The organism is Phytopseudomonas seleniipraecipitans (genome assembly GCF_900102335.1).
GTDB lineage: Bacteria > Pseudomonadota > Gammaproteobacteria > Pseudomonadales > Pseudomonadaceae > Aquipseudomonas > Aquipseudomonas seleniipraecipitans.
Window position 1 is genome coordinate 1 of sequence record NZ_FNBM01000007.1, and the last position, 24,828, is coordinate 24,828.

Sequence of the window (24,828 nt, forward strand, 5' to 3'; positions counted from 1 at the left end):
CTTCAGCACATCGACTACAGCCTCGAAGAACTGGGCCTTCTGGCTCATGAACTGCAGTTGTTGCTCCAGCTCCTTGATGCGCTGCTCAGGCGTCAAGTTTTTAGGATCGGTCACGGCTTGGCTCCTGTCGGCTCGAATCGAGGCCCCCTGACTCCAATCCTGCCGACCATGCTTACGCAACCATACCAAAACAGTGGAGCGGCCCTGGATGCCATAGCGCTCCTGAGCCTGCGTATAGGTCAACTCGCCTTTTTCGATCTGGTCGACCACCGCCAATTTAAAAGTCAGCGAGTAATCACGCTGCGTACGCTTAACACCTTGCTCCATCGAGATCTCCAGATTCTCAGGTAGAAGGTGTAAACCTTATTCAGGACGGGACAGCCTGAAACGAAAAAGCCGCCCGAAGGCGGCTTTTTCAACCCAGGCCGATCAGCCCTTGCCGGTTTTGTACAGGTGCTCGTAGCAGAAGTTGGTGGCCTCGATATAACCCTCGGCGCCGCCGCAGTCGAAACGCTGGCCTTTGAATTTGTAGGCCAGTACGCAACCGTCTTGAGCCTGCTTCATCAGCGCGTCGGTAATCTGGATCTCGCCACCCTTGCCCGGCTCGGTGTTTTCGATCAACTCGAAGATATCCGGGGTCAGGATGTAGCGGCCGATAATCGCCAGGTTAGACGGCGCATCTTCAGCCTTGGGCTTCTCGACCATACTGTTCACGCGGAAGATGTCATCGCGGATCATTTCGCCAGAGATCACGCCGTACTTATGGATTTCATCCATCGGCACTTCCTGAACCGCCACGATCGAGCAGCGGAACTGGTTGTACAGCTTGACCATCTGGGTCAGCACGCTGTCGCCATCTAGGTTCAGGCACAGGTCATCGGCCAGCACCACGGCGAACGGCTCGTCGCCGATCAGCGGGCGGCCACTCAGAATGGCGTGGCCGAGGCCCTTCATCTCGACCTGGCGAGTGTAAGAAAAGCTGCAGTTGTCGATCAGACGACGGATACCGACCAGGTACTTTTCCTTGTCGGTGTTGCGGATCTGCTCTTCCAGCTCGTAGCTGATGTCGAAGTGGTCTTCCAGGGAGCGCTTGCCGCGCCCCGTCACGACGGCAATTTCATTGAGGCCGGCCGAGAGGGCTTCTTCCACGCCGTACTGGATCAGCGGCTTATTCACGATCGGCAGCATTTCCTTGGGCATGGCCTTGGTTGCCGGGAGAAAACGGGTGCCGTAACCGGCAGCGGGAAACAAGCATTTCTTGATCATGGAAGTCCCTGAAATGAGAGCTAATTATCGACACCGGAGCAGTCTAACAGGACGCCTGCGGCTTACAACGACAGTACGGTAAACACCTCAAACGTTTGGGTAACGGGACAGTCACAGACAATGAAGCCCACCGCAAAGCGAGGTTCGCATGTCCATCGACAATGATTTGAAGAAAGAAGTTCTGACCCGCCTACTCCACGCCCACCCTGCCGGCCTGGGGAAGGAGGTACTGGACAATTTCCGAGGCGAGCACGCGGTCGCCGATACCCTCAAGCACCTGCAAGAGAGCGGGCTCATCCATGACGGTAGCGTGACGAGCACTGCCGGCGAGGTCTCCATCAGTTACCCGATCAAGCTCAGCTCTGCTGGCGTCGAGACAGCCAAACAACTCGGCGAATGATCGGCCATCCGCCAATCTGAGCGGCGCGGTCTGTCGCTCACCACAACGCCGTGTGTTCGAAAGAGCACACGGCGTTTTATTTTCTGGTTTATTTCGCTGCATTTCACCTGCCCGCATTTACTGTACACTCCCGCGCCGCGCTAGCCAGGACCGGCATTGCAGAGCGGTTTTCGGCGTTTTTTGCGCGTACTTCCAAGCTGCCTGTTCTGCGCTCTTGCTTTGCAATCGGCCGACCGTTAATTCGACACTTCCGGAACACTTCTGATGAAACACACCGCGACTTCACTGCTGCTGGCGGGCTGCCTGCTGCCCGCTGTTCAGGTAATGGCCGATGACTTGCTGCTCTGGCAGGACAACAGCCTGACCTATCTCAATGGCATCGATTTCAAGATCGATCCGCCTCGCCAGCAGACGATCACCTTCGAGCATGCCAGCGGCTGGAGTTTTGGCGACCTGTTTCTGTTCGTCGACGGCATCAAGTACAACACTGAAGCCACCAACGGTGCAGGTGATGGACATACGTTCTACGGTGAGTTCAGCCCACGCCTGTCATTCGGCAAGATCAGCGGCGCTGACCTGTCATTCGGCCCGGTCAAGGATGTGCTGCTGGCCGCCACCTACGAATTCGGCGAAGACGACGTTGACGCCTATCTGCTCGGGCCTGCCGTCGACCTGGCGATTCCGGGTTTCGACTACTTCCAGCTCAACACCTACCTGCGCCGCCCGGACGGCAAGCGCGACGGCAGGAATGTCTGGCAGATCACCCCCGCGTGGAGCTACACCATCCCGGTCGGCAATTCGGATCTGGTGATCGATGGCTTCATCGATTGGGTGGTCGATAACGACGACAGTTACCACGCCAACCTGCACATCAACCCGCAGATCAAATACGACCTGGCCAAAGCCATGGGCTGGGGCAAGAAGTTCTACGTGGGTGTCGAGTACGACTACTGGAAGCATAAATACGGCATCGACAACGATAGCTTCCTGGGCGATGAGGTGCTCGACGGCACCAACCAGAGCGCGATCAGCCTGTTGGCCAAAGCCCACTTCTAGTTGCCACACCACGCTGCCGCCTGCTTATGGGCGGCAGCTCTGGCACTGCGAGATGCCTGAGCAGTCAGCGCTCTTCGCTCCGGCGACCCAGGCACCCTGGATATATCCTGCCGATAGCTATCGGGTCGCTCCGTTTTCGCGCAGCACAATCCATGCATTGACGAAACGGTGATAACCAATCACCGCTCCGCTCTCCTTGCCCCGACGTCTATTTCTCTTCGCCTGCTGCCGGGTACCGCCTCCCTTCTTGATTCTCATCCGTCCGGCAAACCGCCGAGCAGCGTCAAATCGCATCACGTGATAGACGAGATGAAATAACATAACTAAACTGCGCGCCCGATTACTCCTTGCCCTGCTTGCCTTTTGCGAAGGTGAGCACGGCGTTTACACGCCTCGTGACGCTGCAACGATCAGCCGTGCCTGTGCCCCGGCGGGGTTGTTGAGCATAAAAGGACTCTCATGTTGTTAAGAAAGAAGCACCGTCTCTCGCTATTCGCCGCGGCTTTCGCCTCTTGGCTGAGCATCAATAGCGCCTATGTCAGCGCCGAGGATCGCGTATTCGACGTGGTCGCTCCGTTCGAGATCGGCGGGCTGGACCCAGCGATTTCCGGCTTTATCTTTCAACGCATGCAGATCACCGAAACCCTGCTCGAGGCCGACGAGAAAGGTCAGCCGATTCCCGCATTGGCGGAGAAATGGTCGGTTTCGGATGACGGTAAACGATGGACATTGACGATCCGCCAGGGCGTCAAATTCCACGACGGCAGTGACCTCACCGCTGCGGCCGCTGCGCATTCGCTCAACGTGTCGCGCAACAGCACTGGCATGTTGCGCAACGCCAAGATCGAGTCGATCAGCGCGCAAGGCAACGACGTCGTGATCACTCTCGCGGAGCCGTTCAAGCCTCTCACCGCGTTGCTGGCTCATTCTTCCACCAATATCCTCGCCCCAACCGCCTATGACGCCGACGACAAGGTGCAGAAAATCATCGGTACCGGCCCCTACCAGGTGACCCTGCTGGAGCCGCCGCAGCGGCTGGCTGCGCAGCGCTTCGACGGTTACTGGGGCGAGAAACCCAGTATTGAAAAAACCACCTACCTTGGCGCCGGCCGAGGTGAAACGCGGTCGCTGATGGCTGAAAGCGGCGGCGCCGAGCTGGTGTTCCAGCTCGACCCGCCGAGCATTGCGCGCCTCAAGCGCGCCAAGGATGTCAATGTGTTGATCGGCGCGGTGCCACGCGTCGTCATGCTGGCAGCCAATGCCGGCAGCGGCGCTACGGCTCCGGTCGAAGTGCGCAAGGCGCTCAGCCTGGCGATTCAGCGTGAAGGCATTGCCGCAGCAGTGCTGCGCGCGCCCGGTACGGGTGCCACGCAAATGTTTGCCGAAAACGTAGCCGCGTGGCATGACCCCAGCCTGCCAGCCCTTGCCTATGACCCACAGGCATCACGCGAGCTGCTCAGGGCGCAGGGCTGGATTCCAGGTGCCGACGGCATTGTCGAGAAAGATGGCGAGCGCTTGCGTCTGAAGCTGATCACCTACTCGGATCGCCCCGAACTTCCGCTGATTGCCACCGCTCTGCAGGCACAGCTGCGCGAGGTCGGCGTGGAGGTCGAGGTCGCGGTGGAAAACGCCAGTGCGATTCCCGCCGCTCACAACGACGGCACGCTGCAGTTGGCCCTTTATGGCCGCAACTACGCGCTGGTGCCTGACCCGCTGGTGACCCTGCTCGCCGATTTTGGTAACGGCGGCGCAGAATGGGGCCCTCTGGGCTGGAACAACCCGCAGTTCAGCGAAACCATGACCGCGTTGCTGGCTGCCGACGATCCAGCTGAACAACAGCGTCTACGCAACAAGATCGTCGCACTGGTGCAGGAAGAACTGCCGCTGATTCCAATCGCCTGGTACCGCCAGTCGATCGCCGTCTCCAACAAGGTCGAAGGCGCTGCAATCGATCCGTTCGAGCGCACGTTCGGGCTGAGCACGATGCGGTGGGCTGAATGATCAGGCTGCTCGGTTTCCGACTGTTGCAGGCGGTCATGGTCGCCATACTGATCGGCGCACTGACATTCCTGCTGATGAGCCTGCTACCCGGCGATGCGGCCTACCGGATCGCCGCCGGCCGCTACGGCTACGACATGGTCAACAGCGCCGCGGCAGAAGCCGTCAGGGCCGAGCTGGCGCTCGATCAACCGGTAATGTGGCGATTCGTGGCGTGGATCGGCGACTTGCTGACTCTCGACCTGGGTAACTCGCTGGTCACCGGCAGGCCGGTAATCGACATGGTCGCCCATGAGCTGGGCAGCTCGGTGCGCCTCGCCGTTGGCGCCGTGCTGCTTTCGTTCCTCATCGGTCCACCGCTGGGCGTCATCGCCGGGCTGCGCCCCGGAGGCTGGCTGGATCGCCTGCTGTTGCTGATCAGCACGGCAACTCGGGCAATCCCCCACTTCGTGCTGGGGATCATTCTGGTACTGATCTTCGCCGTGTCGCTGGCGTTGCTGCCTTCGGCCGGTCACGGCAGCTTCGCCCACACCATCTTGCCGACCGTCACGTTGGCGCTCGGCCTCGCGGCCGTATCCTCGCGGGTTGCCCGCGACGCCACGGTAGCCGTCGCCTCGTCGGCCTATTTCGCCTTTGGGCGGCTCAAAGGCCTGAGCGCTTTCAAGGTGTTCATGCGCCACGGCCTGCGCAACATCGGCGTGCCGGTGGTGACGTACCTGGGCGTGCAGCTGGTGTACCTGATCGAGGGCGTCGTGGTGGTCGAGACGTTATTCGCCTGGCCGGGAATCGGCCACGGCCTGGTGCACGCCATCGTTCAGCGCGACGTGCCGATGGTGCAAGGCGCCGCTCTGGCCATGGGGCTGATGTTCGTGGTGCTCAATACCTGTGTCGACCTGGCCAACCATCTGATCGACCCGCGCCGGAGGGACGCATGAATCTGGATATCGCCATTGACGATGCGGCGCCGCAACCGCGCGCGACCTCACGGCTTATCGGGGTCGCCATCCTGGCCTCGCTGATCGCATTTGCAGTGTGTGTACCGCTGTTCTGGGGAGTGGACATCGCCAGGCAGGACTACAACGCAATCCTCTCTGTTCCCGCTGGCGCCCACCCGCTCGGCACCGATCATCTGGGCCGCGACATGCTCGCGCGGCTGGCTGCCGCTGTTCGCCTGTCGCTGGGTTTGGCGCTGGTCAGCGTCGCCACTGCCGCGATACCGGGGGTTTTGCTAGGCATCCTCGCGGCCTGGAAAGGCGGCATGACCGACAAGTGCCTTGGCCTGCTTGCCGAGATGTTCCTGGCGCTGCCCGGGTTGCTGCTGGTGTTGCTGATCGTGGCGATCCATCCCGGCTCGTTCCTGGCGCTGTACGGCGCTGTGGCGCTGGTGCTGTGGATCGAATATTTCCGCATGACCCGCGCATTGTCACGCACCGTGCTGGCCTCGCCCGCGGTGGCGGCCTCGCGCCTGCTGGGCTTCGGGCCGCTCTACATCATCCGCCGTCATCTGTGGCCAGAGCTGGCTTCGGTACTGATGACCATCGCCGCATTCGGCGCCGCGTCAGCAATCATGGCGATCGCCGCGCTGGGTTTCGTCAGCGTGGGCGTACGCCCGCCGACCGCTGAACTGGGCTTGATGATCACCGAGCTGCTGCCCTATTTCGCCGAAGCGCCGGTGATCATTGCACTGCCGATCCTGGTGATCTTCCTGATCGTACTGTCATTGATGCTGATTGCCGGGGGGCGCAAGCCGTGAAACCACTGTTGAAGACCCACGCCCTGGAAATCCGCACGGCCAGCGCGACGCTGGTAGAGCCGCTGTCCATCGAGCTCTGGCCAGGCGAGGTGCTGACCATCATTGGCGAAACCGGCTCCGGGAAAAGTTTGTTCGCGCAGGGCGTCGTCGGCAATCTGCCGCCAGGCCTGCAGGCTCACGGGCAAATCGACTTCGCCAGCGGCTTCAGCGAAGAAGGCCGCCAGCGTGGCCGTCAGGCTCTGTGGGGCCGTGAGATTGCCGTGCTGCCACAGGAACCCTGGCTCAGCCTCGACCCAACCATGCGCGCCCGGCAGCAGGTTTGCGAAACGTACCAGCACGTGGTCGGCAAAAGCAGACAGGACGCGCAACGCCTGGCCCGCCAGGACATGGCTCAGCTCGGCCTCGAACACGCCGAGACGAAATTCCCATTCCAGCTCTCCGGCGGCATGGCGCAACGTCTGGCCTTCGCCGCCACCCATGCCGGTGGTGCCAAGGTGATGATCGCCGACGAGCCGACCAAAGGCCTGGACAGCGCGCGCATCGGCGACGTGATCCGCCTGCTGCAAGCAGGCATCGCTGACGGCGGCGCCCTGCTGATCATCACCCACGACATCGAGGTAGCTCGGCGCCTCGGCGGCAATGTGATGATCATGCTCAAGGGCAAGATCATCGAAGCCGGTAGCGCTGAACACGTGCTCAACAATCCGGCACATGACTACACGCGCCGCCTCATGGCTGCCGATCCGGCACGCTGGACACGTAGCGGCAAACCGAAAGTCAACGGTGAGCCGGTGGTGCAAGTGCGTGACCTCAGCGTCGAACGCGGCGAGCGCCTGTTGTTCGACGGCTTGTCGTTCGATGTACGACGCGGCGAAATCGTCGGCGTTACCGGCCCGTCAGGGTGCGGCAAGTCCACATTGGGCGACGTCATCCTGGGCCTGATGGCCGCCCGCAAGGGCACCGTGAACAAATTGCACAGCGCGCCCAGGGTCGCCTTTCAGAAGCTCTATCAGGATCCGGTGGCGGCATTTCCACCGACCATCACCCTGGCCCGCAATCTTCACGACCTGGTGCGCTTACACCGACTCGATGGCAGCCGCATCGACGTGCTGCTGAAGCGCTTGCGCCTTGAGCCAGCGTTGTTGAGTCGCTTGCCCGGCAATGTGTCCGGCGGCGAACTGCAGCGCTTTTCGCTGCTGCGGGTGTTGCTGCTCAACCCGGTGTTCATCTTTGCCGATGAACCTAGCTCGCGTCTCGACGTGATCACCCAGCAGGAAATGATCGAGCTGCTCGTCGAGGCCGCTCGCGAAAATGATACCGCCGTCTTGCTTGTCAGCCATGACGAAGCCCTGATCGACGCAGTATCCGATCAACGCATCCGGCTCGGCTCGACAACGACCGATACCGAAACGGGCGAATCTGCACCCTCCCCGCTGGCCAGCCCTGCCGCTCCCATCCAAGTGTGAACAGAGATTGACATGACAGCCTTCCCCTTTCGTTCCCTCAGCCTTGCCTTGCTGTTCAGCCCAGTGGCGCTGGCTGACTCCGCCCAATCCAAAGCCAGCGGCTTCATCGAAGACAGCACCTGGAGCCTGCTCAACCGCACTGTCTACGACAACCGCGAATACCGTAACGGCGGTAGCAACAGCGGTGCGCGCAACGCCTACAAACCGCGCGCTGAACGCAACGGCTATGCCGAAGAGTGGGGATATGGACTGATGGGCACGTTGCAGTCCGGCTTCACTCAAGGGGTGATCGGCGTCGGTGTCGACGCTCATGCCTACCTCGGCGTGAAACTCGATAGCGGCGGTGGCCGCGCCGGCAAGGCGCGACTGCTGGGCCTCGATAACGACGGTAACCCCAAGGATGAATTCAGCCGTGGCGGCGCGGCGGTCAAACTGCGCGCGTCATCGACGGTGCTGTCTTACGGTGAACAACGGGTTAAAACGCCGGTTTTCAGCTCTTCCGACAGCCGCTTGCTGCCTGAAACCGCTACCGGCGTGTTCGTTACCAGCGACGAATTCGATACCTTGAAACTGGTGGGTGGACACTTCACGGAAAGCACCGACCGCAATGCCAGCAGCCACGATCAGGGCTTCGTGGTGAACTACTCCAATGCCGTCAAAGGCGACGCGTTCGATCTCGCTGGCGTGGTGTTCACGCCCAGCAAGAACCTGAGCGGCAGCCTGTACACCTCGCGTTATGAAGACACCTGGAACCAGCACTACCTGGGCGGTACGTTCGTCCAGGCCATCGATGATTACCGTTCGCTGTCGCTGAACCTGAACCTGTATCGCACCACGGACACCGGACAGTCGCTGTCCGGCCGCATCGACAACACCACGTGGAGCTTGATGTCGACCTACTCCCAGGGCGCGCATAGCCTCAGCCTGGGCTACCAGAAAGTCGACGGCAACACGCCGTTCGACTACGTCACCCGCGGCGCCATCTTCATCGGCAACGCGGTACAGATGTCCGACTTCAACGCGCCCAATGAGCAGTCCTGGCAGGCGCGTTACGCCGTGACCATGGCAGCGTGGAATCTGCCGGGCCTGCAACTCAGCGCCGCCTACATTCGCGGCAGCAAGATCGATGGCAGCGGTGTCGATCAGAGTGGTGGTTATGCCTACCTCGGCTACGGCAAGGGTGGCAAACATTGGGAACGGGATCTCGAGGCGCGGTACGTCGTGCAGAGCGGCGCAGCCAAAGGTACCACCGTGTCTCTGCGACACAACCTGCACCGCAGCAACACCGCACAAGCGGAGCTGGACGCCGACCAGATACGTCTTGCCGTCGAATATCCGCTCTCCGGCGTCTTCTAAAACGGCGAAAGCGTTCGCTGACTTCAGCGATGGCCCATTTCAAAGCGTGCGGCGAGCATACGCGCCGCTCCCCTTTCGCGGCGCTATCACTGCGCCCAGCTCAGTTGCCCTGCAGCCTCGCCACGGCGAGAGGCTGAGTGGGCTCCAGGCACGACAAAGCCGGCTCGATGGCCGGCTTTGTTGAGGCTGTCTACCGCCGCAAACAGCGAAATTGGTGCCCCGAGCCGGAATCGAACCGGCAAGACCTTACGGTCGGCAGATTTTAAGTCTGCTGTGTTTACCAATTTCACCATCGGGGCGGCGAAATATGTGAGCGCTGGACTATATACACCCCAAAGCGGCGCTGCAAGGTTAAACCACGCAATAAAAAGCCTCGTAAATCAGTGATCTACGAGGCTGTTTAGGTGAATGCAGCCTGATGGGACAGGTGCAATCAAATAACTCAAGCTGCGGCCTAAGAGGCGGGGCAGCGAAGTCGACTTACTTGCTGCCGCGGCCGACCAGCAGGCCGATCAGCAGACCGAAGCCTGACGCTACGGCAACGGACGTCCATGGGTTGCTCTCGATACGGTCTTGCGCATTGCCCAAGGTTTCACGACCCAGCTCGACCGCTTCACGGCCTTTTTCAGTAATCGAGCCTTTGGCTTCGTTAAGCAGTGCGATCACTTTTTCGCGGGCTTCGTGAGCCTTGTCGCCAGAAAAAGACTCTGCATCACCCAGCGCTTTGCTGGCTTGGTCCAGAAGTTTTTTCAATTCCTTGGCGCTATCCTGCTGGAAATGATCCAAACCGGACTCCAGCGAAGTTTTACGTGCCATTAGCGGATACTCCATATAAGTGATTGACGCTATTTAGGAGACGCCGTTGGTCGGCATAGTTCAGCCTTTCTGCCGGCTGGTTGCCCAGCCACCTAGGAGTCGAGCTGAATAATGCCGGTATGCGCGACATATTCGCCCGCCATCCCACGCACTCGGGCACGCAGATCGAAGGGCATGTCTGGATTGAATGTGACGGCATGACCGATCAACTGGCCATCCTCATCCACCCGTTCACGCTCTTCCTCCATCCAGGTTTCCAGCTCGTCTGCAGACAGCCCAAGCTCCTCCGCCAGCAGCGAGTGGAAACGCTCGAGGTCATAGCCATCGAATTTGCCACCGTCCATATCGTCGCCCTCGTTGATGAGTACTGCTAAATCAGGCTGCTGATCGGGACGGCAGTTCACTCTGTATGACGGCAAACCGACAGCCCATCATGCCTGTTTGCGGCGCTGCCCCGAATTCAGCGCATCGAGATCCTGGCGCAACTGCATCACCAATTGGGATATCTGCCGGGATGTCGACAACTCGGTTCGGGATATGCCGGTAACGTTCAGATAGACTTGGCCGGTGTTCGGGTCCCTGATTTGAATCGTTACCGAATCGTTGCTATCGATGGCGCAACTACAGGCCAAAGGTAAAAATGCGCATTCGACGATGCGGCGCTGTTCTAGAACGGACATCATCTTGGAAACTCCTTCCTCGCAATTGATGACCCTTCGATTCTAGTCCGCTTGCACCGTCGTGCATGTGGCATTTTGCCCCACCCGTCGACTGGCAAATATGCGTTGGTGAGCTGCAGCGGACCGGCGTCATTGACCACTGGTAAGCAAAGCTGAACCTTGCCCAGGGGCACCCTCTCACTATTCTCACAGCCTCCCCGCGAGGCGAGTCTGATAGTTGATGAGGTGTCGTATGCATACGAACAATGTTGAAGGTACTGAACGCCTGCTCTCGCTGGCCATCGGCGCAATGGGAGTGAAAAGCGGTATCAAGCAAGGCGGTATTGGCGGTTTGGTCAAGATCGCGCTAGGCGCAATGCTGGCCAAGCGAGGATTGACCGGCCATTGCCAGCTGAAGAGTCTGCTTGACGGCTGCGAGCGTGAGGACACGCACGATGAGCGCACCGCTTCGATTCCGGAGCGAAACCAAGAAGGCGTCACGCCAAAGTCCGCCGAACGCGCGCAAGATAGAGAGTCTCGAATGGATCACGCGCTCGAGGAGACATTCCCGGCCAGCGACCCCATTTCGCCGTGAACAGCGGCGTGATGCGTGTGCCGAAAATTGTATGAAAAATGAACTATTGATCCGCTTACTATCAAATAGCTATTACCATTCAACACGGAGGCGCTGATCGTGACCAAACCGATATTCAATGCCCGTACTGCGGACAAGTTCGTTGTGCGTTTACCAGACGGAATGCGCAAGCGCATTGAGGATCTGGCTAATGACAACTACACCAGCATGAACACGGAGATTATTCGAGCCATCGAGGCCCACCTGGAAGGTCAAGCCCGCCAGAAGCTGCTACTCGAGGCACTCGAAGCGAAACTTAGAAGCGAACTGCAGGCAACATCCAAGCCAGCGAAAAAGGTTCAAGAAGCTAACATCGATTATCTCGATGGCCTTAAAACAGGCACCCGCTGAGCTTTCTGACCAGTCGCACAACTCAATTGGTTACCGCAAACCCGTTGATGACTCGCAGGCGTGTCGACAACTTGGGAGTCTGTAGCCATACGCCGTAACGGTTCTAGGGTACACGCAAAGTAAAGCCCCGCAGTTTCTGACTGCGGGGCTTTTTATTGGCAACCCGGAATGCAGTGATACCTGACAGGCAATGCGCTCTACTCTGCGGCGCACGACCTCTTCAGTCCAAAACGCCGTTCAATACCTCGTAGATAACCCCTGTGGCCACCGCGACGAGAATCAGGTCCACGCCGGCCTGAATCCACTCATAACCGTCATAACGCGGCAGCTGGCCCAGCAGCCGACCATCCAGCTTCTTGGCAATGCCAGGCGGTAGAGGCTTGCCGCGAGCGAGATTCTTCTGGATGCCAGGCGGCAGTGCGGGACCCGGATTCCAATAGGAACGATGCTCTTGGAGGATGCTCAGAATGCCGCCACGGTCTATAGCTGGCGCGCTGTACTTGGAACTGCCACCACCACCATTGCCATGGCCCTGAGCGTGCTTGCTGTTGCCATTACCCTGCCCGTGTCCCTTGCCGTTGCCAGGATCGGCAGAGGCCAGACCAGGCCCCAACGCCAATGCAATCGAAGTACAAGCCACCGCCAAAAACGTCGGACGGACCATATCGATGCTCCTTCAATACAATCGGGAAGATTCCCAGCACTGTAGACAACGCCGGATCAGTAAGCTCCCTGGCTGACGAACTAAATTCTGCGGAGTCAAGACCGCCATGAGGACGGCATATCGGCGCATCGCGGGGAGCGTCCGCACGACAAAATAGCGATACATAGCGGAAACAATAGCCGGCGCCGCGGAAACGCTGGTCCAAATCGCAGGCACAAAAAAGCCCCGTAGTTACTGACTACGGGGCTTTCTGTTTGGAGGCTGAGGTCGGAATCGAACCGGCGTTCACGGATTTGCAATCCGGTGCATAACCACTCTGCTACTCAGCCTTTAAAGCGAATGGGCCGTACTGGACGGCCCATTGAAACTGGAGCGGGAAACGAGACTCGAACTCGCGACCCCGACCTTGGCAAGGTCGTGCTCTACCAACTGAGCTATTCCCGCTTGTCTTGTCGACGGGCGCCATTCTATAGATTAGCAACGCCCCGTCAAGCCCTTGATTCAAAAACTTATTTCTTTTCTGCGGAGACGCTGAGGTGCGGCCAGGCAGCAAGTAGGTATTGCGCCATGGACCACAGCGTCAGCACGGCGGCGATGATCAGCAGCGCATATCCCACCAGCACCCAGAAGCCGAACAACGGTGGATTACCGAGCAGAATCACCAGCGCCACCATCTGCGCGGCGGTTTTCCATTTACCCAGGTTGGACACGGCGACGTGTGCCCTCGCCCCGAGCTCGGCCATCCACTCGCGCAGCGCCGAGACGACGATCTCGCGGCCAATGATGATGGCTGCGGGAATGGTCAGCCACAGGTTGGTGTGCTCGGCGACCAGTAGCACCAACGCGGTGGCAACCATGAGCTTATCGGCAACCGGATCAAGAAAAGCGCCGAACGGTGTGCTCTGCTCCCAGCGACGCGCCAGATAGCCATCGAGCCAGTCGGTAATCGCGGCAAATGCGAAAACCCCACTGGCAGCCCAGTAGCTCCATGAGAATGGCATGTAGAACAACAAAATGAAGATCGGGATCAGCAGAACGCGGAGCACCGTAAGCAGGTTGGGGATATTCATCGGCTCGACTGGGCGGTTAGGTGAGGCGGCATTCTACTCGCTGTGCAGAGCGGCATAAATCAACCCGGCAAGCTTTTTACTGATACCAGGTGCTTTGGCGATTTCTTCCGCACTGGCACGCGACAACTCTTGCAGACCACCAAAATGATTGAGCAGTTCACGTCGCCGCTTCGGCCCTACCCCGGCTACCTCTTCGAGACTGGACGTACGCCGGGTCTTGCCGCGGCGTGCACGGTGCCCGGTGATGGCGAAACGGTGAGATTCGTCGCGGATCTGCTGGATGAGATGCAGTGCCGGCGAGTTGCCCGGCAAGGTGAATTCATGGGCGGCATCATTCAGATAGAGGGTTTCCAACCCTGGCTTGCGGGTCGTGCCCTTGGCAACGCCGAGCAGAATAAGCTCAGGCACCTCAAGCTCGGTCAGCACTTCCCTGGCCATGGCCAACTGGCCCTTGCCACCGTCGACCAGCAGGATGTCCGGCAGCTTGCCCTCGTTCTGTTTGACCTTGCTAAAGCGCCGGGTCAGCGCCTGATGCATCGCGGCATAGTCATCACCGGCGGTAATGCCTTCGATGTTGTAACGCCGATAATCGGATTTGATCGGCCCCTCAGGGCCAAATACCACGCAGGAGGCGACCGTCGCCTCGCCACTGGAATGGCTGATATCGAAGCACTCCAGGCGTTGTGGCCCGCCATCCATGTCCAGCGCTTCGGCCAGGGCCTCAAAGCGCCCCGCCATGTGTTCACGGTTGGCCAGCCGCGCGCCCAGCGCCTGCTCGGCATTGGTAACGGCCAGCGCCTGCCAACGCGCTCGGGTGCCGCGCACGCGGTAGCTGATACCCAGCTCGCGTCCGCGCGATTCGGCGATGGCAGCAATCAGGGTGGGATAGTCTTCATGGGGGGAGTTGACGATCAGCTCCGTCGGCAGATCGCGCTCCTGGCTACCCAAGTAGTATTGAGCGAGAAACGCCAGGAGCACATCTTGCGTCTCTTCCTCGATCGCCACCTGCGGAAAGAAGTTCTTGCTGCCAAGTACTCGCCCGTCGCGCACGCTGATGAGGTGCACACAGGCGCCGCCCGGGTTGACCATGGCAGCGATGACGTCCACGTTGCCGGTGCCACCTTCCATGCTCTGCTGATCCTGCACCCGGCGCAGCAAGGCCATCTGGTCACGCAGCTCGGCGGCTCTCTCGAAATCCAGTGCCAGCGAAGCCTCCTGCATATTGGTCGACAGCTCAGCATTCAAGGCGTTGCTGCGCCCTTCCAGAAACATAACCGAGTGCCGCACGTCTTCAGCGTATTCGGCCGGCTCCACCAGCCCGACGCAAGGCGCCTTGCAGCGTTTGATCTGGTGCTGCAGGCACGGCCGGGTACGGTTCTTGAAAAAGCTGTCTTCGCACTGGCGCACCAGAAAAGCCTTCTGCAGCAATGCAAGGCTTTCACGAATGGCGCCAGCGCTTGGATAGGGCCCGAAATACCGGCCTTTGCGGTTTTTGGAACCACGGTGGATATCCAGCCGCGGATAGTCGCCATCGGACAGAAAGACATAGGGGTAGGATTTATCATCGCGCAACAGGATGTTGTACGGCGGGCGCCACTGCTTGATGAGCGTTTGCTCGAGCAGCAGTGCCTCGGTCTCGTTGCCAGTGATGGTGGTTTCCACCTGGGCGATCTTGGCGACCAGGGCTGCCGTCTTGCTCGCCAGGCCCGTTTTGCGGAAATAGCTGGCGAGGCGCTTCTTCAGGTTCTTGGCTTTACCGACATACAACAGATTGCCACTTGCATCGAACATGCGATACACGCCGGGGCGTCCGCTGCAGGTGGCCAGGAAGGCGCTGGCATCGAATACGGGCATAACGTCAACTGGTGGCATCGACCATGCCGTGGCGTACTGCGAGTAGCGCCAGCTCCACATCACTGGTGATCGAGAGTTTTTCGTAAATTCGGTAGCGGTAGGTATTCACCGTCTTGGGCGACAGGCAAAGCTTGTCGGAAATGCTTTGCACCTTCTGGCAGCCGGCGATCATCAGCGCGATCTGGATTTCGCGCTCGGACAGCAGATCAAACGGCGAATTGCTGCTCTGCGGCTGGAAAGACTTGAGCGCCAGTTGCTGAGCAATCTGCGGACTGATGAAACGCTGGCCGGCAAAGACCATGCGGATGGCCTGGACCATCTCCTCCAGCGCCGCGCCCTTGGTCAGATAGCCCGCAGCACCAGCCTGCAAAAGACGCGTCGGAAACGGATCTTCTTCACAAACGGTAACGGCGACCACTTTGAGATCAGGATGGCTGCGAATCAGCTTGCGAGTAGCCTCGAGGCCACCGATGCCCGGCATCTTGACGTCCATCAGAACCACGTCGGGCTTGAGCTCACGCACCTTTTTCAGCGATTCCTCGCCGGAACTGGCCTGGCCAATGACTTGCAAACCATCGATATCGGCAAGCATGCGTGAAATACCCGTACGAACGAGGTCATGATCATCGACTACCAATACCTTAATCAAACGAACACCTCGTACCTGCGCGAACGCCGCACAGCGACTACATGGGAAACGGCACCATATCAAAAAACCTGACGCCTGAGTTAGCCCGTGACGTCAAATTGCCAGCGCCAATTTGCGGAAAACAAGGCGCCCTCCCTAGCCTCGCCCAGCGGGTTACCCAGCATGCAGTGCAATAACCCGGCAGAGACATGATGAGCAATCTCTGCACGTTCAAGCAACGTTTGACAGCGTTAAACGACCTCGTTAATCGCGGCACTACTGATGATTATGAACAGTTGCCCGAGCACTGCCGGTCGGCTTTTCAACAGCCGAGAGAGCAGTCCGCACGTGCAGATAATTTATTCGGAACGCTTGGTCAACAGCGCTGATCTGAAATTACAGACCGTGACCTTACGCCGAGGAAAACCCCGCATGGACCTGCTCATTAAGCAACTCAAGACCGTAACCGCTGGCCGCTATCACATCGTCACGGAAACCTCATCGGATGGTTTGCAGGTCGATTGTCTCGATCTGCAGTGCAACCTGGTGGCAACACGCAGATTGTCCGCAGCGCAGTTGCAGAACAAGATTCTGATGACGGCTGTTTATGCAGACCTCAAAGGTTCGCTGGGGTACTAAGGCGGTCACTTTCGGACTTGGCACACCAGGTAGCGGGTTCCGGAGATGCGTGCGGCACTCACGAGATAGCCTGCCAATCCGATGTTTGCTCGCAGCATCGGAAACTCATTTCAGCCGTACCTTATATAGATGCTAATGAAGGGTGACATTTGAGCATGACAGAATTACTGTATGCACATACAGCAATCTGAGCATCCAAGTATGGCAACCGATACTGCCGCACCTCTCTCCTCTTACGAAGCGTTGGCCGCGCGAGTTTCTCGGGCCATTAACGCACCAGCCGCCCAGCGAGCTCGTTCGGCTGTGCTGTTGAAAAGCGCAAGCGACAGCCCGGACGACTGGGCGCGGATCCTTGATGAGATTGCCGAAAATGACAACGTCACCATCGCCTGGCGGGATGATGGCGTGCAGCTATTCTGGACCGTCCCCATGGATGACTGAAATGCACGTGGCGCTTGCGCATTCAGTCGACCTGCAGCCGCTATGAACGTTATAGCCGGTCAATGGATGCCATGTGCCACCTCTCGCACGAAGCGGCGAATAGCACTAATCTAGCCCCGATATATTCCTGCCCCCAGTAGGCCTCATGCCAAAAAATTCGCTCAGCATAAGCGTGCAGTTGCCTGCAGGCAGTTCTCTGGCAAGCAAGCTTAACCATGAGCTTATAGAGCACCTGCCAGTCGGTGTTTACCTTTGCGATGCCTCCGGCACGGTAGTGGCTTACAACCGAAAGGCAGCCGAGATATGGGGCGAGACACCCAGTGTTGGCGATTCGCAGGTCAAGTTCTGTGGCGCGCACAAATTGCTGACCTTGCAAGGTGTGCATGTACCTCATGAGCAGACGCCTTTGGCGGAAATTCTGGTCACTCGGAAAGCCGTTACCAATTTCCGCACCATCGTCGAGCGGCGTGATGGCAGTCGTGTGCCTGTACTGGCCAATATCGTGCCCTTGTTCGACGACGCAGGCACCATGCTCGGGTTCATGAATAGCGTGCAGGACCTTCGCCATCAAATCGAGCAAGAGCTGGCCCAGCAGCATCTGGAAAGTGCGCTGTTTCAATCACAGAAGATGGAAGTGGTGGGTCAGATCACCAGCGGCCTCGCCCACGACTTCAATAATCAGCTAGCCAGCATGTCGATGGCATTGTCATTGATGGAGAAAGAGGTCGAGACGGCGAACTCCAGCAGGTTGAGCAAGTATTACGCTCTCTGCAGGGAATCAGTCGAGCGGGCCACCGGCCTCGCGGAAAATCTGCTGCGCTTCTCGCGCAAGCGCGCGAAGCGGCTGGAGCGGGTCGATCCCAATCAGATTCTACTGGGCATGGCATCGCTGGTGCGTACCGCGATCGGCAGCAAGATCCTGCTTAACCTCAGCCTTGCTCCAGACGCGCGCTTTCTCAAAGCCAACAAGCAGCAGCTGGAAAGCGCCGTTCTCAACCTGGCTATCAACGCGCGAGACGCCATGCCCGACGGCGGCACGCTGACCATCAGCACCCACGAGGCGCACCTGGATCGCGCGAATTTCAGCCACCACAACTCCAACTTCAAACCAGGCAGCTACACGGTGATCAGCGTCATCGATACCGGCTGCGGCATGGCGCCCGAAGTACTGGATAAGGTGTTCGCCCCCTTCTTCACCACTAAAGAGGATGGCCAAGGCACTGGCCTCGGGCTCTCCATGGTGCGTGGGTTCGTGAATGAAATGAACGGCCAGCTGACCGTGGAAAGCGAGCCAGGGCAAGGCAGTTGCTTCCGCCTGCACTTCCCGTGCTACGGCTCCGAGCACTCCATAGCCATCGATGGCGTCGATCAGCCGCGCTAGATAGAGCTGAACGTACAGCCCACCCCAATGCCAGAGCTTGGCGATACGGCTATCACCGTGCGGCAACCCCACGCAAAAAAAAGCCCAGCTGATCGCTGGGCTTTTCTCGATTTGGTGGAGGGCCAGGGATTCGAACCCTGGGAACGCTACTAACGTTCGCCGGTTTTCAAGACCGGTGCATTCAACCGCTCTGCCAACCCTCCAGATTGACGTGGACTGTTTCATACCGCCGAAACATTCCTTTGCAACCTTGTAGGTTGCGGGCCGCATCTTACCGGAACGTAACACACTGTCAAATACTCTGATTTGGCAGTACCCAAGGCTCTGTTATGATGCTTCCCGACCTTGGTCACGGAACCAATAGCCTTTACAGGAGTGTCGCCATGCGCGAACAAGATTACGCAAACAGCCCTTCCCGGGTTGAACAAACGGAAGTCAGCAGCGTTCTGCGCAACACCTACGGCTTGCTGGCTCTCACCCTTGCCTTCAGTGGCATCGTGGCATTCATGGCACAACGTGCCAACGTGCCCTACCCGAATATTTTTGTCGTGCTGATCGGTTTCTACGGTCTGTTCTTCCTCACCGCCAAACTGCGTGACTCGGGCTGGGGCTTGTTGAGCGCCTTTGCCCTGACCGGTTTCATGGGTTACACCCTGGGCCCGATCCTCAATCGCTATATGGGTATGGCCAACGGCGCGGAAGTGGTCAGCTCGGCGTTCATGATGACGGCACTGGTATTCTGCGGCCTATCTGCCTACGTGCTGACGACTCGCAAGGACATGAGCTTCCTGAGCGGTTTCATCACTGCGGGTTTCTTCGTGCTACTCGGCGCGGTTCTGGCTAGCTTCTTCTTCCAGATCAGCGGTCTGCAGTTGGCGATCAGTGCCGGTTTCGTGCTGTTCTCGTCGGCCTGCATCCTGTTCCAGACCAGCGCGATCATCCATGGCGGTGAGCGTAACTACATCATGGCGACCATCAGCCTGTATGTATCGATCTACAACCTGTTCATCAGCCTGCTGCAGATCTTCGGCATCATGGGCGGCGACGACTGATCGTCAGCGCTTGCAAAAAGGCCCGCCAATTGGCGGGCCTTTTCATGTGCGGCACTCGTTGAATAACGCCTACTGCTGAGCCTTGTCGCGCATTCCCTTGAGCGTATTGAACGGCGCTTCTACAACAAACTTGTTGGAAAGCCAGGATGGGACGCTGCCGCCTGGATCCGAACGCGCTTCGTAAACCACTTCGACCATGCCGTCGGCCTTGGGTGTCATCGTCCAGTGGCCTTCAACTTCAGCGACCCGTACATAGCCTTTCTCTTCCGGCTGGTAATCGGGTACCCCGTGCAGCGTGCGGGTAAAGCTGCCATCAACGCCCTGCTCCGTCGTCACCTCGATGATCGAGTCACGTGGAGTGACGGGCCATGGCGTATTGAAGCGTGTGTACGTCCAGCTCTTGTCACCTTCGTGCTTGAGCAGACGCTGCTCCTGACACTCGTGGATCCAGGCGCACGAGGCAGCTACATCTTCCTGCAAGGCCTTGAGCTTGCCGATTTCGGTCTTGATCAGCGTCACGCCGCGGTAGGCCTTGTAGGGCGAGCCGGCCACTTCGCTGAGATAGACCTTGATGCCATCTTCATCCTTCGCCAGACGCCAATCTTCAGCGTGAACGGCATTGGCGATACACAGAGCTGTGCCTGCGGCCAACAAATGGATCAACCTCAACGACATACATTTCTCCGAACCTGTGGTGGGTAGCCTCACGCAGTGGCTGCGGTAGCGCCTTCAAGCCAGTCGAGAAGGCGAATGGCGTCTTCTCGGCTATTACCGCAGACCGCTAAATCGGCTGAAAATGCCGAACAAACCTGGGGACGATCCGGGTGACCGAAAATACCGCAGCGATCGTCCCGAGTAAGATTTACGCATCGCTGCCCTGCCGGTTTACCGGCTGGCATGCCAGGGATGAAGGAACTGATGGAGGGTGAAATACAGCAGGCGCCACAGCCAGGACGGCATTGCATGAACGAAACCTCAAACGAAACGACACGGCACTGAGCGATTCTAGCGTGCCAGGTGCAAACACGGCACTCCCGGCAGTCAGCCGATATCCAGGCGGATGCTGAAGCATGAACCTTCACCCGGGCTGCTGCGCACATCCAGTTGGGCGCCAAGAATATCCACTGCCAACTGGTGAGTGATATGCAGCCCCAAGCCTGTGCCGCCCTGACCGCGGCGAGTGGTAAAGAATGGGTCGAATATTTTCGAGAGTACGTCTTCACTCATGCCACGACCGTCATCGCGGACTTCGATCAGATATTGACCATTCGCCTCGTCGGCCTTGCCGCTAACCGTCACCACGCCCTTAACGCCTGGATCGAAAGCATGGATTAGGGCGTTATCGACCAAGTTCTGCACGATCTGCCCGAGCGGGCCTGGGTAACTGTCGAGCATCACGCTCTGCGGCAGATCCAGTTCGATACGGTGCGGGCTTTGCCGTAGCTTCGGCTGCAACAGCAGAATCACCTCGTCGACTAACTCGCGCAGATCGAAACGACGCCGTTCGGTGCTGGCACGATCTGTCGCTAGCTGCTTGAACGCGCGAGTCAGTTGCGCCATGCGTTCCAGGCTGGTGCTGATGATGCTGAGGCCGTCGTCAGTGCGTTGCACGAAACGCTCCAGCGTGGCGCGCTTCAAGCCGTCGCGCATTTCCGCCTGAAAAGCCTGGCTGGATTTCTCCAGCGTGGACGCCGCGACACTGGCCGCACCAATCGGCGTATTCAGCTCATGAGCCACGCCGGCGACCATGGTGCCAAGGGAAGACAGCTTCTCTGCCTGCAGCAAGGCGCGACGGGTTCGCTGCAACTGGTCAACAGTGCCCTGCAACTGCTCGTTGCTGAAGGCCAATGCCTGGCTGCTGACATACAGCTCGTGCTCGGCGCGCAGGCGCTCCGCCTCATCGACAGCGCGCCGCACGCTAATCAGTAACCCGAGCCCTTGCAACACGCCGAAGAACAGCAGCACTCGCCACAGCACCTCCCAGCGCAATGCACGCAGATGGTCGGCGGGAAGGTGCGACAACAGCAGCCAGTGATCCGCCTCGTTGGAGGTGGCTGCTCCTTTGTCACCTGGGCGAAAATGGCTGTACGCCCAGAAACCAGCCACGTCGATGAACGAGCCCCGCTGGTCTTCCAGCAATCGACGCCAGCTCATCGGCTGCTGACTGGCGAGGGTCAGTTCAGGCTTGCCGAGCATGAAACCCCAGGCGTGTTCGGGACTTTCGCCCAGCATCCAGTAGCCCTCGTGATCGAGCAGCTGCAGCGAGCCACCATAAGCGACGGAGGTTTCCTGTAGACGACCGAGCAGCCGCTCGGCGCGATAGTCGAGAATCAGGATGCCGCGCCGTTCGCCACGCTCACTGAACACGGGCACTGATGCACGGAGGATCGGAATCAGCTCGCGAATCGATCCATCCGGCCGGTACTGGCGGTCCAGATCGAAGCGCGACAAATATGCCTCGCCTCGATACAGATGCATGGTTTCCACAAAATAATAAGCGGCGGAATCGTTTTGCAGATCGGCCGCCTCGACAGCCCGGGTCTCACCGGATGCCGCATCGACACGCACTCGCTCCATGCCGGTCTCATCAAGCCAGCGGATGCGCTGGTAGATGCCGCGGCTTTCGGAAAACTCGAGGAGCAGTTCGCTGAGCGCAGCGTAACTATCAGGCGATGCACGCTTGATGGCTCGTTTCAGCAGGGGCTGCTGACTGAGAAACTGCAGGTCACCGCGCAAACTCGATAAATGCCGCTCCAAAACGGCGACGCCCTCGTTGAGGCTGTCCGTCTGCGCATCCAATAACGGCTCGAGGCGATCACTGAGCATGCGGTCATACAGCAGCACGCTGAGCACGATGATCAGCACGGACCAAGGCAAAAACAACACCAGCAGATTGCGTGGCAGCGGCTTGGCGAGCCACTTGCGCCAGGAAGCTGCCTGACTGTGGCTCACCGGAGGTTGCGCTCGCCCAGCCAAACTAGCAGGCGCTCCAGGGGCATGGGCTTGGCGAACAGAAAGCCCTGGGCTTCCGCGCAGTTATGCTGCTTCAGCCATTCGGCTTGCTCCTGGTCCTCTACGCCTTCGGCAATCACCGTCATGCCGACGCGCTGGGCAATCTGGATAATCGCTTCAGCGATCGAGCGGCCATCGTCTTCCAAACTCAGCTCTTGCACGAAGCTACGGTCGATTTTCAGGCGATTGGCGGGCAGTTGGCGCAAGTAACTGAGCGAGGAGAAACCGGTGCCGAAATCGTCGATGGATACCGTTACGCCCATTTCCCGCAGGGCCAGCAACTGTTCGCACACCAGTTCGAACGAGCGCATGGCGACTGACTCGGTTATCTCGAGTTCGACTTGGCCTGGGGTGACACCAGCGGCTTCCAGATGCAGGGTGAATCGCTGGATGAAATCACGTTGCAACAGTTGCGTCGCCGACACGTTGATCGCCACGCGAATGTCGCCATAGCCGGCCTCTCCGAGGCGCCTGGCCGCCTGAAGCGACAGGCGCATAAGCAGATCGCCCAGCGGCAGAATGTAGCCGGTGGCCTCGGCCAGAGGAATGAACTGCAGCGGCGGCGTGGACTTGCCGTCAGCGTGGTACCAGCGCGCCAGTGCCTCGACACCGGTCACCACACCAGTACGTAAGTCCACCTGAGGTTGCAACTCGATGCTGATCAGGTCGCTGGCCACCGCATCCCGTAGCGCCAGCAGAAGCCGGAACGACTCGGCGTGCGCGCTCTGCAGTTGAGGGTCATGCACCACGTGCTGATCGTGGCCCAACTGTTTGGCCTGCTTGAGCGTGAGCCGCGCATCCTGCAGGGCGACACTGGCGGTATCGTTGAAATCACGTAGATACAGGGTGACGCTGCTCAGGCTGTGCACCTGACCAATTTCGTAAGGTCGATTGGGGCGACGGAACAGCGCCACGATGTCCTCGGCGCGCACCTGCTCTTCCGGGCCGAGGATGGCGAACAGATCATCGCGCACGCGGGCGATCAACACGTTGCCGTCGAACGTTTCACGCAATCGATTGGCAACCAGACCCAGGATGAAGTCGCCGTAGCCGGTGCCGAACGCGGTGTTAGCACCAGAAAAGTTATCGATATCGATCAAAACCAGCACACGCTCATGCTTGTTCGGGCTGTTCAGCGTCATGTCGAGCATGCGAATGAGCGCATTGCGGTTGGGGATCTTCAGCAGATCGTCTTGGTAGGCCATTTCCTCAAGGCGGCTGAACAACGCCACGTTATAGAGACCGCGGCTGATACTGGCGCTGAACACTTCGAGCAGTTCCAGCTCGGTATCGTCGAGCGTGCGCTCGGTGGCCACGTAGCAGGCGTAATCGGCACCGGCCTGGAAACGCGGGAAGAACAGCACGGTGCAGTCATCGAAACGCAGAGTGGCCTGTTTTTGCAGGCTGCAGCGCAAGGCACCGGCCACGGCGTCATCTTTCAGGCTGTCCAGATCGCTATCGATGGAACTGTAAAAGCGACCACTGGCGCTGATGACATGCGCATTGGTCAGAGCGCCTGGGCTCGGCTCCTTGGCTTTGACGCAGACGATGCCTTCGGCTTGCAGATCCAGCAGAGAGGCGATTTCGGAGAGGATCTTGGCTGACAGTTCGCGGGTGTTCTTCGAGCAAAATAGCGCATTGCTGGATTCCACGATCATCTGCAGCCCGCGTCTGGCACGTGCTGTGGCCTTGAGCTGGGTGTAACTGCGCAGGCCCGTGGTCAGCACGGTGCGCAGGCGCTCGGCGCTCAGCTCGCTCTTGGACCAGTAATCATTGATGTCGTAATCACGCATGACCTCCTGCACGGGCGCCATGCCAGGCTCGCCGGTCAGCAGCACGATGCGGATCTCGGCGTTGCCGATGACCTCGCGCAGAGTCTTGACCAGACGCAGCCCCGCGTCTTCGGTCTCCATCACCACATCGAGCAATACCAGCGCGAAGTCACGCTGCTCGGCAAGCATCATGGCGGCTTCGCGGTTGCTGAAAGCCTGGGTAATTTCGATACGCCGGCCAAGGATTTCCATCTCGCTGATGGCAAACGCCGTGGCGCGCTGAAAACCAGCATCATCGTCTACGGTCAGAATATGCCAGGTCGGCAACTGAGACCCGCCCTCGGGCTCATCATCGAACAACACTAAGGAGTCATCCATGAAGCACGTTCACCTTTCACCCAGGCAAGAGGACCATTACCTTCCGTGGCGCAAAGTATAGCCAGCCATGGAAAGTCACAAGAGGCATGATGGCATTTTACCAACGGCACGAATTGGGCCATTCGTCAGTCAGAGTCTGGAGCGCTCTAAAGCGAGTGCAATGCATCGGCCTATCGACAAGG

25 protein-coding genes, 4 tRNA genes and 1 pseudogene are annotated in these 24,828 nt (G+C 59.1%); 13 read left to right on the forward strand and 17 right to left on the reverse strand.

From position 1 onward, the window contains the following. Together BLS60_RS14940 and galU are read right to left on the reverse strand one after the other, a co-directional pair. Positions 1 to 327 (reverse strand): annotated as a pseudogene (locus tag BLS60_RS14940) (IS3 family transposase); the annotation flags it as partial. A gap of 102 nt (positions 328 to 429) precedes the next feature. Further along, positions 430 to 1,266 (reverse strand): UTP--glucose-1-phosphate uridylyltransferase GalU, encoded by an 837-nt coding sequence (gene galU / locus BLS60_RS14945; RefSeq protein ID WP_070883176.1) that lies wholly within the window; start codon positions 1,264 to 1,266, stop codon positions 430 to 432. Between the two features lie 148 nt (positions 1,267 to 1,414). Between galU and BLS60_RS14950 the strand changes: the two genes are divergently transcribed. The 7 genes from BLS60_RS14950 to BLS60_RS14980 all read left to right on the forward strand — a co-directional run bounded on the left by BLS60_RS14950 (position 1,415) and on the right by BLS60_RS14980 (position 9,295). Continuing rightward, the gene (locus BLS60_RS14950) at positions 1,415 to 1,666 is read left to right on the forward strand and encodes a hypothetical protein (protein ID WP_092369522.1); all 252 of its coding nucleotides are present in this window, start codon (positions 1,415 to 1,417) and stop codon (positions 1,664 to 1,666) included. Positions 1,667 to 1,930: 264 nt separating this feature from the next. Further along, on the forward strand, positions 1,931 to 2,722 hold the full coding sequence (locus tag BLS60_RS14955; RefSeq protein WP_092369525.1) for an outer membrane protein OmpK: 792 nt from the start codon (positions 1,931 to 1,933) through the stop codon (positions 2,720 to 2,722). Positions 2,723 to 3,181: 459 nt separating this feature from the next. Continuing rightward, the gene (locus tag BLS60_RS14960; protein WP_092369528.1) at positions 3,182 to 4,723 is read left to right on the forward strand and encodes an ABC transporter substrate-binding protein; all 1,542 of its coding nucleotides are present in this window, start codon (positions 3,182 to 3,184) and stop codon (positions 4,721 to 4,723) included. Then, the gene (locus BLS60_RS14965; protein WP_092369531.1) at positions 4,720 to 5,655 is read left to right on the forward strand and encodes an ABC transporter permease; all 936 of its coding nucleotides are present in this window, start codon (positions 4,720 to 4,722) and stop codon (positions 5,653 to 5,655) included. Before BLS60_RS14960 ends, BLS60_RS14965 begins: the two co-directional genes overlap by 4 nt. Next, the gene (locus tag BLS60_RS14970; protein ID WP_092369534.1) at positions 5,652 to 6,473 is read left to right on the forward strand and encodes an ABC transporter permease; all 822 of its coding nucleotides are present in this window, start codon (positions 5,652 to 5,654) and stop codon (positions 6,471 to 6,473) included. The genes BLS60_RS14965 and BLS60_RS14970 overlap by 4 nt, the downstream gene beginning before the upstream one ends. Continuing rightward, the gene (locus tag BLS60_RS14975; RefSeq protein ID WP_092369537.1) at positions 6,470 to 7,939 is read left to right on the forward strand and encodes an ABC transporter ATP-binding protein; all 1,470 of its coding nucleotides are present in this window, start codon (positions 6,470 to 6,472) and stop codon (positions 7,937 to 7,939) included. Before BLS60_RS14970 ends, BLS60_RS14975 begins: the two co-directional genes overlap by 4 nt. Positions 7,940 to 7,951: 12 nt before the next feature. Further along, positions 7,952 to 9,295, forward strand: coding sequence for an OprD family porin (locus BLS60_RS14980; RefSeq protein WP_092369540.1), 1,344 nt, complete (start codon positions 7,952 to 7,954; stop codon positions 9,293 to 9,295). Between the two features lie 212 nt (positions 9,296 to 9,507). On the opposite strand, the gene BLS60_RS14985 is transcribed toward BLS60_RS14980, so the two are convergent. The 4 genes from BLS60_RS14985 to BLS60_RS15000 form a co-directional block, all read right to left on the reverse strand. Further along, a tRNA-Leu gene (locus tag BLS60_RS14985) sits at positions 9,508 to 9,594 on the reverse strand. A 181-nt stretch (positions 9,595 to 9,775) separates the two neighbouring features. After that, positions 9,776 to 10,111 (reverse strand): ElaB/YgaM/YqjD family protein, encoded by a 336-nt coding sequence (locus BLS60_RS14990; protein ID WP_070883167.1) that lies wholly within the window; start codon positions 10,109 to 10,111, stop codon positions 9,776 to 9,778. Between the two features lie 92 nt (positions 10,112 to 10,203). Further along, positions 10,204 to 10,455 carry a hypothetical protein gene (locus tag BLS60_RS14995; RefSeq protein WP_070883166.1) on the reverse strand — a complete coding sequence of 84 codons (252 nt, stop codon included), beginning with the start codon at positions 10,453 to 10,455 and terminating at the stop codon, positions 10,204 to 10,206. 87 nt (positions 10,456 to 10,542) lie between these two features. Further along, on the reverse strand, positions 10,543 to 10,794 hold the full coding sequence (locus BLS60_RS15000; RefSeq protein WP_070883165.1) for a DUF1652 domain-containing protein: 252 nt from the start codon (positions 10,792 to 10,794) through the stop codon (positions 10,543 to 10,545). Positions 10,795 to 11,023: 229 nt separating this feature from the next. Between BLS60_RS15000 and BLS60_RS15005 the strand changes: the two genes are divergently transcribed. Both BLS60_RS15005 and BLS60_RS15010 read left to right on the forward strand, forming a co-directional pair. Then, entirely contained in the window at positions 11,024 to 11,365 is a 342-nt protein-coding gene (locus BLS60_RS15005; RefSeq protein WP_070883164.1) for a YgaP family membrane protein, read from the forward strand. Positions 11,366 to 11,464: 99 nt separating this feature from the next. Beyond that, positions 11,465 to 11,755 carry an Arc family DNA-binding protein gene (locus BLS60_RS15010; RefSeq protein ID WP_083328733.1) on the forward strand — a complete coding sequence of 97 codons (291 nt, stop codon included), beginning with the start codon at positions 11,465 to 11,467 and terminating at the stop codon, positions 11,753 to 11,755. 220 nt (positions 11,756 to 11,975) lie between these two features. On the opposite strand, the gene BLS60_RS15015 is transcribed toward BLS60_RS15010, so the two are convergent. The 6 genes from BLS60_RS15015 to gacA all read right to left on the reverse strand — a co-directional run bounded on the left by BLS60_RS15015 (position 11,976) and on the right by gacA (position 15,992). Next, complete coding sequence (locus BLS60_RS15015) at positions 11,976 to 12,419, reverse strand: anti-virulence regulator CigR family protein (RefSeq protein WP_092369543.1); 444 nt, start codon at positions 12,417 to 12,419, stop codon at positions 11,976 to 11,978. 255 nt (positions 12,420 to 12,674) lie between these two features. Then, positions 12,675 to 12,748, reverse strand: a tRNA-Cys gene (locus tag BLS60_RS15020). A 39-nt stretch (positions 12,749 to 12,787) separates the two neighbouring features. After that, a tRNA-Gly gene (locus BLS60_RS15025) sits at positions 12,788 to 12,863 on the reverse strand. Between the two features lie 65 nt (positions 12,864 to 12,928). After that, entirely contained in the window at positions 12,929 to 13,489 is a 561-nt protein-coding gene (gene pgsA, locus BLS60_RS15030; protein WP_070883161.1) for a CDP-diacylglycerol--glycerol-3-phosphate 3-phosphatidyltransferase, read from the reverse strand. Between the two features lie 33 nt (positions 13,490 to 13,522). Continuing rightward, the gene (gene uvrC / locus BLS60_RS15035) at positions 13,523 to 15,343 is read right to left on the reverse strand and encodes an excinuclease ABC subunit UvrC (RefSeq protein ID WP_420848475.1); all 1,821 of its coding nucleotides are present in this window, start codon (positions 15,341 to 15,343) and stop codon (positions 13,523 to 13,525) included. A 4-nt stretch (positions 15,344 to 15,347) separates the two neighbouring features. Further along, on the reverse strand, positions 15,348 to 15,992 hold the full coding sequence (gene gacA, locus BLS60_RS15040; protein WP_070883159.1) for a response regulator transcription factor GacA: 645 nt from the start codon (positions 15,990 to 15,992) through the stop codon (positions 15,348 to 15,350). Positions 15,993 to 16,403: 411 nt separating this feature from the next. Between gacA and BLS60_RS15045 the strand changes: the two genes are divergently transcribed. The 3 genes from BLS60_RS15045 (at position 16,404) to BLS60_RS15055 (ending at position 18,432) form a co-directional block, all read left to right on the forward strand. Further along, complete coding sequence (locus BLS60_RS15045; protein ID WP_070883158.1) at positions 16,404 to 16,610, forward strand: hypothetical protein; 207 nt, start codon at positions 16,404 to 16,406, stop codon at positions 16,608 to 16,610. A gap of 201 nt (positions 16,611 to 16,811) precedes the next feature. Next, positions 16,812 to 17,051 (forward strand): DUF1654 domain-containing protein, encoded by a 240-nt coding sequence (locus BLS60_RS15050; protein ID WP_241077685.1) that lies wholly within the window; start codon positions 16,812 to 16,814, stop codon positions 17,049 to 17,051. A 145-nt stretch (positions 17,052 to 17,196) separates the two neighbouring features. Beyond that, positions 17,197 to 18,432, forward strand: a complete 1,236-nt coding sequence (locus tag BLS60_RS15055) for a two-component system sensor histidine kinase NtrB (protein WP_092369549.1) — start codon at positions 17,197 to 17,199, stop codon at positions 18,430 to 18,432. A gap of 112 nt (positions 18,433 to 18,544) precedes the next feature. Here BLS60_RS15055 and BLS60_RS15060 read toward each other — a convergent pair. Next, positions 18,545 to 18,635, reverse strand: a tRNA-Ser gene (locus tag BLS60_RS15060). A 180-nt stretch (positions 18,636 to 18,815) separates the two neighbouring features. On the opposite strand from BLS60_RS15060, the gene BLS60_RS15065 reads away from it, so the two are divergent. Continuing rightward, positions 18,816 to 19,484, forward strand: a complete 669-nt coding sequence (locus BLS60_RS15065) for a Bax inhibitor-1/YccA family protein (protein WP_070883154.1) — start codon at positions 18,816 to 18,818, stop codon at positions 19,482 to 19,484. 69 nt (positions 19,485 to 19,553) lie between these two features. On the opposite strand, the gene BLS60_RS15070 is transcribed toward BLS60_RS15065, so the two are convergent. The 4 genes from BLS60_RS15070 to BLS60_RS15085 form a co-directional block, all read right to left on the reverse strand. Next, on the reverse strand, positions 19,554 to 20,159 hold the full coding sequence (locus BLS60_RS15070; protein WP_092369552.1) for an START domain-containing protein: 606 nt from the start codon (positions 20,157 to 20,159) through the stop codon (positions 19,554 to 19,556). A gap of 29 nt (positions 20,160 to 20,188) precedes the next feature. Next, complete coding sequence (locus BLS60_RS15075; protein WP_092369555.1) at positions 20,189 to 20,449, reverse strand: YkgJ family cysteine cluster protein; 261 nt, start codon at positions 20,447 to 20,449, stop codon at positions 20,189 to 20,191. 76 nt (positions 20,450 to 20,525) lie between these two features. Further along, on the reverse strand, positions 20,526 to 22,436 hold the full coding sequence (locus BLS60_RS15080) for a sensor histidine kinase (RefSeq protein WP_092369558.1): 1,911 nt from the start codon (positions 22,434 to 22,436) through the stop codon (positions 20,526 to 20,528). Beyond that, positions 22,433 to 24,646: a putative bifunctional diguanylate cyclase/phosphodiesterase gene (locus BLS60_RS15085; RefSeq protein ID WP_092369561.1), complete on the reverse strand. Its 2,214-nt coding sequence runs from the start codon at positions 24,644 to 24,646 to the stop codon at positions 22,433 to 22,435. Before BLS60_RS15085 ends, BLS60_RS15080 begins: the two co-directional genes overlap by 4 nt. Between the last annotated feature and the right edge of the window lie 182 nt (positions 24,647 to 24,828).